We start from the raw sequence: 9134 nt of genomic DNA on the forward strand, positions 1-9134 counted from the left end.
AAACTCCTCAGAGTAATTCTTACGGGCCATGGTCCTGATCATCTCGCTTCCCCAGCCCAAGGCTGGAATCAGCGTGTCCAAGATTCAGGGTCAGGCCCCACGCGAGTTTGGTCGGGTGTTGATCCAGCAGGCTGGCGGGCCGGCGGGGACGATCGAGACGTATATTGAGGTCCCGTTCGATCTCGGGGACAAGCGGCTGTATCCGGATGGTCTCATTCGTGTCACCCGGGGCCAGCGGAGCTGGACCGCTTTGGTGGAGGTCAAGACCGGCAAGAATGAGCTGGCAGCGGGACAGCTGGAGAACTACCTGGACATCGCTCGGGAGCAGGGGTTCGACACGGTCATCACGATCTCGAATCAGATCCCTCCGATCGCGGGTCAGCACCCGACGAGGGTCGATAAGCGCAAGCTGAAGAAGGTCGGCCTGCAGCACTGGTCGTGGACGCACGTCCTGTCCCAGGCGGTTATTCAGAAGGAGCACCGCGGGGTCAGCGACCCAGACCAGGCGTGGATCCTCGGGGAGTTGATTCGGTACCTGGAACATTCGCGGTCTGGGGCGCTCGAGTTCGACGACATGGGCGAGCACTGGGTGAAGGTCAGGGACGCCGTGGCGTCCTCGACGCTGCGGGACACCGACAAGGGCGCCGCGGCGATCGCGGGCCGTTTTGAGGCGCTGCTGCGCTTCTGCTGCCTGGAGCTCGGAAAGCAGCTGGGTGACCAGGTGACACCGGTGCTCACCCGCAAGGAGCAGCTCGACCCGGCAGTGCGCACCGCGGCCTTGGTGGAGTCGTTGACCTCCAGCGGCCTGTTGCGTGGCGCGATCCGGATCCCGAACACGGTGGGGTCGTTGGTGGTCACGGCTGACCTGCGAGCGGGACAGATCACGTGCCACGTCGACCTTGACGCTCCGAAGTCAGGGCGCCCGCTCACGCGCGTGAACTGGCTGGTTCGTCAACTGCGTCACGCCCCCGACGGCTTGCGGTTGGAGGCGTTCGTCGCGCACGCGCGTGGCCAGGGAACCGCGGAGCTGTTGGGCGCGGTCCGTTCTGACCCGGCCCTGCTGGTGGCCGACCCAAAGAAGGATCTGCGCATGTTCCGCATTGCGATGGTGGCTCCGATGGGCCCCAAGCGCGGCCGGGGGCGTGGCGCCTTCATCGACTCAGTGAACGACTCCGTCAACGTGTTCTACCGCGAAGTGCTGCAGCACCTGAAGGCCTGGGCGTCAGCCCCGCCGAAGATGCGCGAGACCCCGGAGCCACCGGCCGAGCCCGTCGCCCTCGTGTCGACGTCCGTCTCATCTCAAGACGGACCCGAGCTCGTCGACGAACCGGACAGCCCTCCTGCGGCGCCTCCGTCGGGGACGACGGTCTCAGGCGATCAGGCTGACAGGGGCCCGGCAGCCGCCGAGCCCACCCTCCCGCACGACCACCAGAGCCCGGACGCGGAAGCAACGGGTTAGGCGAGCTGGCAAACACGGCCCCGCACCCTCTTCGGCGCGGGGCCGTCGTGGCACACCGTGATCACGTTGGCCATGCGACTATGGTGAGGCCGCCCGGGCGACCTTTACCGATGCTGACGCCTCGGTCGCGCATGCCCATGCCGCGACACATCGAAACTGGCAGCCGGTTGACCACGCGCAATCGGGTAGTCGCCGTGCACACACTCGGCGGCGTCGCGGGCGGCGAGGTCCCCGCCGCCGGATGAATGGCCAGCAGGAAAGTAAGATGCCACTCACGCGGCTGCTAGAGGCGTGTGCGCCCCAAGGGGCACTTCACCATGAACCCCTACGTGCCGACTACCGGAGTGCCCTGGAGGGACGTGGCATCATGGCGCTCATGGCGCTCATGGCGACCTTGACTGAGCGGATTCTTCTTGCGATCCACTCAGGGCCGTTGGACGATGACGTGCTCTCGAGCCGGCTGGGTGTCGAGCATCGGCAGGTGGTGAACCAGGCGGCGCGCCGGCTGGAGGCCCAAGGCCATCTGCGGCGTTTCATCGGACCCGACGGAAAGGTCGTCAGTGCGCTGCCGGACACGGCAGCGCGGGAGCTTCCCGTATCGAACCCACAAAATGTGGCGCCCGGTGGCCTCGTCAACAGCCGGATCACCGAGGATGAGGTCAAGGAAGCGGTCCGCAGGTATCTCACCGAGCAGGGCTTCGATGTGGTGGTCGCGTGGGGCCGCGCCCGGGGGGTTGACCTCGACGCCCGGCATCCTGATGGGCGCCGCTACGTCATCGAGGCCAAGGCCGAGACCGGCAAGAACGGCGCCCAGCAAGTCAGCTACTTCCTCGGCATGCTTGGCGAGCTGGTCCAACGGATGGAATATCCGCACGCCACGTACGAGATCGCGCTCCCGGTCAACCGACAGTACAGGGGTCTGGTGGAGCGACTTCCCGCGCTCGCCAAGCAACGGCTGGGGCTCGCCGTGTTCTGGGTGCGCCGCCACGGCGACGAGGGCATCGTCGATGTCGTTTCTGACGCCTGCCGGAGGCAGGCGGTCTGATCATGGGGTACCCGACCACGGCCGCAGCGACGCACGCAAAGTCGGTCGGGGATGCGCGCCGGTCCTGCGTGACTTCGTGGCCCTTCTGGTGCCGGCAGTGGCGTCCGGCCGAGTGGCGTGGGGCTCCTCGGTGAGCGTGTTTTCGTGGTAGGTAAGCCAGCAGTTCCCAAGGTTGCGGCTAGCCTCAGGGCAATGGCGGCTGGCTGGAGGTGACGGTGCTAACTTTCAACGATCTTTTGTCCATCGAAGGGATCGACACAGCGAAGGTGCGCCTTGTGCGACACCAGGACGGCAGGCTCGGAGCAGGTCGCCTGTACCGGGCCTGGCGGAACGATCGCGGTGCCTTCGAGGACTACCAAGGGGTTCAGGTCAAGGACATCTTCCCGGTGGGTGATTTCCTGGCGAGCTTCGTCGTGACTGAGGCCGGCAAGACAGTGTTCGTGGGCATGTACCGGGTCGACGGCGTCGACACCTGCCCGCCCGGGAGCATCGATACGCTGCTGAAGCAGGACGTCTCAGGGCAGTTCCGGTACAAGTTGCAGTTGGTTGACCACTTGGCCAGCTACCGGGACATGGCTGTCATCGACTGGGGCGCCGCAGCACGGGTATGGGTTCAGCAAGCCGCAAACCAGGCGAAGCCACTGATTGAGATCACGGAGCAGTACGAGCCTCACTTTCCCGGCTTCCGTGTATTTGTCCGCCTCATCGACGAGGTACCGAGTCTCCCGAATGGTTGGCAACAGGTGCTCCGTAGCGTCAAGGGCGTCTACCTGTTGGTCGACGTCGACTCGGGCCAGCAGTACGTTGGCTCGGCTAAGGGTGCGGACAGCCTTCTTGGCCGCTGGATGAACTACGTGGCCGGCGGTGATGGCGGTGACGTGGCGCTAAAGGCCGCAGCGAGGGGCGGACGCAGGAACTACCAAGTGTCAGTGCTCGAAGTGGTCGACGAAAACACCCCCGATGAAACTATCGAGCAGATCGAGTCCTACTGGAAGAACAAGCTGCTGTCCCGTGAGTTCGGTTTGAACCGCAACTAGGTCCCGTCACCAAGGAGGCACGTATGCGATTCCGACAGGATGCTGGTCGGCGCGCGCCGCCTTGGCCTCCGCGAAGCGACGCACTCGCATCAGCCTGTGAGTTTGGATCACAGGCGGCGGTATGACGCAGGTTTGCATGGGCGCTCCCTGTCGTGACACTGGCGGCAGGGAGCGTGAGGCAAACGTGCCCGATCTCTGCCAGTCTGCACCTATGTCCCCTCGAGTCGGCAGACCTGAATGTGACGGGGCCGTTGCGACACTCAACGGCCAACTGATCTTGTTTACCGGCAAGAGCCGCGTCGAGGGGAAAGCCACTGTTCGTGACCAACTGTTCGCCTTGGTTCGCGACCGAGGTGGACAGCCGATATCTGGCACTCGCAATGCGCGGATTACGGTCCTCGTCCTCGGCGAATTGCTGCCCGAGGTCGTCACCGACCCGGTGAGTGTTCGCAGCAAGAACCTAGTCTACGTCGAAGATCAGCGACGATCAGGCAATCACATCTGTATTGTTGATGACAGTGGCATCACGGCGCTGCTCAAGGGGTCCCCCGCTCCGTGCCTGCGCTCTCGCTCCGTGCCTGATGACCTTATTGAAGTCCGCCGGCGCGGTGTTGACGAGGTCAATCGACCGCGCCTCGTCCCGCTAACGATAGGGGCGGCGCCAGCGCATGAACCGACCGGCCTAGAAATCGACTTGATCGGGTTGGATCGTGGAACCGCAGCCCATCAGACGACCCTTCGCACCCTCGTCTCGTACTTGAGACCGACCGAGGCTATGGCGCTGACATTACCGCGGGTAGACATCGCGTGGATATCGCATGCCGAGGCTGGCGTCCTATGTGTGGCCGAGGTAAAGAGCCTGACAGGCAGGCGCCAGGACCAACAGCTACGACTCGGCATTGGCCAAGTTTTGGACTACGCCCATACGCTTCGCGAAAATTTGCCTGCCGACGTCACCGAGATCCGACCGATACTTGTCCTGGAACGGCGGCCAGACGATCACCTGCGCTGGGGTTCGGTGGCATCCTCGGCTGGTATCGCGCTGACGTGGGCACCGAACTTCTCCAGCTTGGTCTGCTAGTCGAGCCACCCTACCGGCGTGGCCGCGCAAGACAACGCACGCCGGCCAACGGGGCGGCGGATCGCGCCGAAACACGCGGGATACATGCGGCGGTATGACGCGTGCACTCGCGAGCGTATGACGTTGCGCTTGCCGCACGTGGTGACGCTGGCCGTGTTTCAACGCACCTTCGTTCATCAGAACCCGCCTCTGGAGGCAAGACGTGTCGGTCAGGCGCAGGTCGGCGCGTGGCCAGGTGAGCGCCTCCCTCGTGACAGCGGCAGGCCCGTGACCGATGACTTGTCGGAGTCGATGCCCGTAGTCTGCGGTCATGAGCGAACGCGTCGCGGTGTACATCGACTTCGACAACGTAGTCATCTCCCGCTACGACGACGTGTACGGCAAGCAGGCATGGCGTAAGGACGACCCGCGGCAACATGGCCAACCCGCAGGCTCGAAGGACGCGATCGACCTGAAGCTGGCTGCTGCACGTGTCGACTTCGGCGCGATCATCGACTTTGCTGCCTCGTTTGGAAGCGTCTCGTTGAGCCGCGCGTACGCCGACTGGTCGGTGCCGGCGAATGCGTCCTACAAGACCGAGCTGATCCAGCGCTCGCTGCACCTGGTTCAGCTATTTACTGCCTCCGGGGTCAAGAACGGTGCGGACATCAGACTCGCCGTCGACGCTGTCGAGGATCTGATGCGCCACCCCGAGATCACCCACGTCGTCCTCGTCGCCGGCGACTCCGACTTCGTGCCGCTGGCCCAGAGCTGCAAGCAACTCGGCCGGTACGTTGTAGGTATCGGCGTCACCGGTTCGACGAGCCGAGCACTGGTTTCGGCCTGCAATGAATTCATCGACTACGCCCACCTGCCCGGTGTGACACCTCCCCCGTCAGCAGCGAAGAAGCCGAGCGCCGCGAAGAAGTCGGTAGCGAAGGAGCCGGGAGCAAAGAAGTCGGCGGCGAAGAAGTCAACGAAAACTTCGGCCAAGGACACTCCCGACGACGCGGCTACTGATCTGTTGGTGCGCGCGATTCGCGTCGTCCTGCAGAAGAGTGACGGCGATTGGGTTTATGCCGCCGGGGTTAAGAGCCAGATGCAGCGCATGGACCCCGCTTTCAAGGAGAAGTCGTTGGGCTTCTCGTCGTTCCGCGCCTTCGTCGATTCCCGCGGCGACCAGGTCTTTTCCAAGGTCGACAACGGCCAGCTGACGGTGCGACTGCCCTGAACGGTGGGCAGGCAGGCGCACAGCTTAGGTGCCGTCACCGATGCTTAAGCGGCGATATGACGCGCCTGCGTGGCCGCTCTCGACCTCGGAGCAACACGGAACGTGTGCGCGGGCGAGCGATGGAACTGTTGATTGTTCTGGTGGGACTCGCGGCGACCCGTCGGGTTGTCCGCATGAATCTGTCAACGTTGACGATGACGTTCCGCCCCAGTCCTCGGGCAGCACATCGGCGATAACCTCGGTGAAGGTCCACCGGTGGCCCGCAAGATCCTCCACCGAATACTGGCGCTCCCCGTAGGGGTAGTCAGCCGGTGGGCTGAGAATGCGCGCTCCGTGTTGGCGTGCGCGAGAGTGATGCGCGTCAACGTTGTCGACTTTGACCGCGATCGAGTGACTCCGAGGCTGGTCGGGTTTCGGTGAGGCGCGCCCGTGCTGGGGGTCGGTGTCCGCGAGGATGAGTACACCGCTGCCGAGCCCCAACCGAGCTCGGTGTCCACCCGCCCGCCACGATTCAGTGAAGCCGAAGGTTCTGCAAAGCCAGTCGATCGCCTGTTCAACGTCGGCGTATACGAGTTCTGGCACCACGGATGATGACCGGTGGTGCGAATGAGCAACATAGCGTTTCTCCCGTCGGTCGCGTTCGTGAGGAACGCTAGGCCCGGAATCGTCCTGCCGACAGTGGGCCTTCCGGTCGCCATCGGTTGCCAGCAGACCAGGTTGGTCCATTCAAGCGAGTCCGGCTGACTGTGATAACCGGCGGCCCGCCGAGGGCCGCCGATCACGCGCCCGAATCGGGGCGAGGACCGTTCAGGTGGTCCAGTTGCGAAGGCGCTGCGGCAGCACCATGGCGAGGAGTGCGAGGAACGCCATGAAGACCAGCGGGATCGGGCCGATGCCGAAGAAGGAGCCGATGAGGCCGAGCGGGGGCCAGACGCCGAGCATCCACTTCGGGAGCAGACCGACCTTCCACGAGCCTGCGGCCAGCAGGGCGAGTCCGATCATTAGGCCGAACGCGCACAGCGGGTAGAGCGGACCCCAGATCAGCTCTGAGCCCGCCACGACCGAGGCCATGCATTCGATGACAAGCTCGACCATGCAGACGCCGTACACCCAGATGCCGGCGGTGCCGAGCTTGCCGTCCTGGCCGCGCTGGAGGCGGTGGAAGCCGAGGGTTGCGAGGAAGAGGCCTACGCCTTGCGGCAGCGCGGCGCTGGTGAGCATGTAGTCGCTGGCGCGGAAGTTGTCGTCGTGGGGCGTGCCGAACAGCATGGACAGACCCATGATCAGCAGGCCGAGGATCGCCAGGGCGATGCTGACCAGCGTCAGCCGCAGCCAGAAGGCCTCGGTGCGGGCTTCGGCTCGGAGGGTTGTGGTGGTCGTGGTGGTCATCGGTGTGTCCTTTCTCCAGGAGGTGGCAAGAACGTTAGGTACGGCGGGGTGCACCGGTCGTCCGCCCAGAAGCCGAAATCCGGTCCTCCGCGTGGCGTCCTTCTCAAGAAGGACTCCAGATGCCGCGAGCCCTTCTAGGCTGTGCTGGGTGCCGGGGCGTGCAGGGCTGACCAGGTCGGACGCGGTGGTCGCCGCGGGCTTCGTGCTGGCCGGGCTGGCCGAGGCAGTCGTGCTGCACCGGCACCGGCCCGGACTGCTGGCATTCACGGCCTGCGGTGTGCCCCTGCTGAGTGTTCTCGCCGTGCGCCGGATTCGGCCGGTCGTCCCGCTCTGCGTCATCGCGGCGTTCGCCGTCCTCGGTACGACGATCCAGTCCGTGTTCTGGTCCGACGCCGGGGACGGTGGCGGGGTGTGGCTGTTCGCGCTGATGTTCGCGTCGTACTCGCTCGGCGCCCACGGGCGTGACCGCGCGGTCGTCCTCGGCGGGTTGCTTCCACTGCTGCTCAGCCTGGCGGTCGACCTGCCGACCATGTCCGGCTGGGCGCTCGTCAACGGTGTGCTCTTCCTGACGGCCTTCGTCGGCGTGCTGCCCGCGGTAGTGGGCCGAGTCGTCCGAATGCGCCGGGAGCGGCTCACCGCCCTGGACGAGCAGCGCGACCTGGTCCTGCGCGGGCTGCGCGGACAGCGCGAAGCCGCCGTGCTGGCCGAGCGACTAAGCACCACCGAACGGCTCCAGCCCGGGTTGCTCGACGGTCTGGTCGCGATCGCGGATCGCGCAGAGACAGGCGCCGACCCGAGCGAGATCGAGCAGGCCGCCCGCCGGCTGCTCGTTCGCACCAGGGAGGAGGTGGTCGCGTTGACCGTGCCGGTCGAGGTGCCGGATCCCCCCGCGCCGACTCCCGCAGACCACCTGCCTGCCCTGAGGGCAGCCGCACAGGGGTGGACGGTGCTCGCCGCGGGAGGCATCGGCGCGGGTCTGGCGCTGGAGTCGACGGGGGCGCTCAAGCTGTCGGCCCCGGCGGGGCTCGCGGTGGTCGCCGGCGCCGCGGTCGGCCTCGCGCTCTCCCTGGTGTGGTGGCGCCCCCTGGCAGCCCTGACCGTGGCCTGGTGCGCCATCGTGGCGTTCTCGCGTCTGGTCGCGCCGCTGGACGGCTCGCTCAGCGGCACCACGTTCACCCTGGCGGCCGCGTTCGCGGTGGCGGTGCTGTCCACCCGGCGTGACGCGGTCCTTGGGTTGGCGCTGTGCTGGCTCGGGCAGCTGGTCGGGGTGGGCACCGACGACCCGTTCGGAGAGGCGGTGATCATCTTCGTGTGTTGGCTCGGCGGGCTGGCCGTCAACGAAGGCAGCACGTTGGTGGAGCAGAGTCGAGCCAGCAACCGGCTACTCACCGGACAGGAGGCGGTCGCGCAGCAGCGCGCCCTCGTGGAGGAGCGACTCCGGCTCGCCCGGGAGGTGCACGACCAGGTCGGCCACGCTCTCACGGTGGTCGCCCTCCAGGCGGGGGCCGCCCGGCGGATGGCAGAGACCGATCCGCATCGTGCCCGGCTGGTGATGGAGACGATCGTCCAAGCGGCACGCGAGGGCGCGACCGCGATGACTGGCCGGGGCGCCACCGACCTGGCTGGCCTGCTTGAGCGCACCCGCGAGGCGGGCTTGACCCTCACGGCCGACGTCGCTGTCCTCGACACCCCGGGACTGCACGACCCCCAGACCAGGGAGGTCGCCTGCCGGATCGTGCAGGAGGGGCTGACGAACGTGCTGCGCCACGCACCCGGAGCGGACGCCACCGTGACCGTGCGCCGGGAGTGCGACGCCGTGAGCGTCACCGTCCGTAACGGCACGCCGACACGCGCAGGCCACACCCCCGGAGGCAGGCGTGGCCTCGCCGGGCTGCGGGAGCGGGCCGCCGCCC

8 protein-coding genes are annotated in these 9134 nt (G+C 66.2%); 6 read left to right on the top strand and 2 right to left on the bottom strand.

The window, feature by feature from the left end; genetic code table 11:
- Positions 1-28: 28 nt before the first annotated feature.
- The 5 genes from FRW57_RS12295 to FRW57_RS12315 all read left to right on the top strand — a co-directional run bounded on the left by FRW57_RS12295 (position 29) and on the right by FRW57_RS12315 (position 5832).
- Complete coding sequence (locus tag FRW57_RS12295; RefSeq protein ID WP_203230310.1) at positions 29-1459, top strand: hypothetical protein; 1431 nt, start codon at positions 29-31, stop codon at positions 1457-1459.
- Positions 1460-1826: 367 nt separating this feature from the next.
- The gene (locus FRW57_RS12300; RefSeq protein ID WP_203230311.1) at positions 1827-2504 is read left to right on the top strand and encodes a restriction endonuclease; all 678 of its coding nucleotides are present in this window, start codon (positions 1827-1829) and stop codon (positions 2502-2504) included.
- A 215-nt stretch (positions 2505-2719) separates the two neighbouring features.
- The gene (locus FRW57_RS12305; protein ID WP_152186099.1) at positions 2720-3541 is read left to right on the top strand and encodes a GIY-YIG nuclease family protein; all 822 of its coding nucleotides are present in this window, start codon (positions 2720-2722) and stop codon (positions 3539-3541) included.
- A 211-nt stretch (positions 3542-3752) separates the two neighbouring features.
- Positions 3753-4622, top strand: a complete 870-nt coding sequence (locus FRW57_RS12310) for a hypothetical protein (RefSeq protein WP_162529344.1) — start codon at positions 3753-3755, stop codon at positions 4620-4622.
- A 310-nt stretch (positions 4623-4932) separates the two neighbouring features.
- Positions 4933-5832: an NYN domain-containing protein gene (locus tag FRW57_RS12315; RefSeq protein ID WP_152186101.1), complete on the top strand. Its 900-nt coding sequence runs from the start codon at positions 4933-4935 to the stop codon at positions 5830-5832.
- A 24-nt stretch (positions 5833-5856) separates the two neighbouring features.
- Here FRW57_RS12315 and FRW57_RS25075 read toward each other — a convergent pair whose 3' ends face one another.
- The gene (locus FRW57_RS25075; protein WP_152186102.1) at positions 5857-6558 is read right to left on the bottom strand and encodes a VOC family protein; all 702 of its coding nucleotides are present in this window, start codon (positions 6556-6558) and stop codon (positions 5857-5859) included.
- A gap of 81 nt (positions 6559-6639) precedes the next feature.
- Positions 6640-7221 carry a hypothetical protein gene (locus tag FRW57_RS12325; RefSeq protein WP_162529345.1) on the bottom strand — a complete coding sequence of 194 codons (582 nt, stop codon included), beginning with the start codon at positions 7219-7221 and terminating at the stop codon, positions 6640-6642.
- Positions 7222-7369: 148 nt separating this feature from the next.
- Between FRW57_RS12325 and FRW57_RS12330 the strand changes: the two genes are divergently transcribed.
- On the top strand, positions 7370-9134 hold a 1765-nt coding region (locus FRW57_RS12330), incomplete at its 3' end, for a sensor histidine kinase (protein WP_238999408.1).

The organism is Segeticoccus rhizosphaerae (assembly GCF_009192725.1).
Taxonomy (GTDB): domain Bacteria; phylum Actinomycetota; class Actinomycetes; order Actinomycetales; family Dermatophilaceae; genus Segeticoccus; species Segeticoccus rhizosphaerae.

Coding starts and splice junctions, on each gene's coding strand:
- FRW57_RS12295 (WP_203230310.1), top strand. CDS start 29: ATGGTCCTGATCATCTCGCTTCCCCAGCCCAAGGCTGGAATCAGCGTG.
- FRW57_RS12300 (WP_203230311.1), top strand. CDS start 1,827: ATGGCGCTCATGGCGCTCATGGCGACCTTGACTGAGCGGATTCTTCTT.
- FRW57_RS12310 (WP_162529344.1), top strand. CDS start 3,753: ATGTCCCCTCGAGTCGGCAGACCTGAATGTGACGGGGCCGTTGCGACA.
- FRW57_RS12315 (WP_152186101.1), top strand. CDS start 4,933: ATGAGCGAACGCGTCGCGGTGTACATCGACTTCGACAACGTAGTCATC.
- FRW57_RS25075 (WP_152186102.1), bottom strand. CDS start 6,558: ATGGACCAACCTGGTCTGCTGGCAACCGATGGCGACCGGAAGGCCCAC.
- FRW57_RS12325 (WP_162529345.1), bottom strand. CDS start 7,221: ATGACCACCACGACCACCACAACCCTCCGAGCCGAAGCCCGCACCGAG.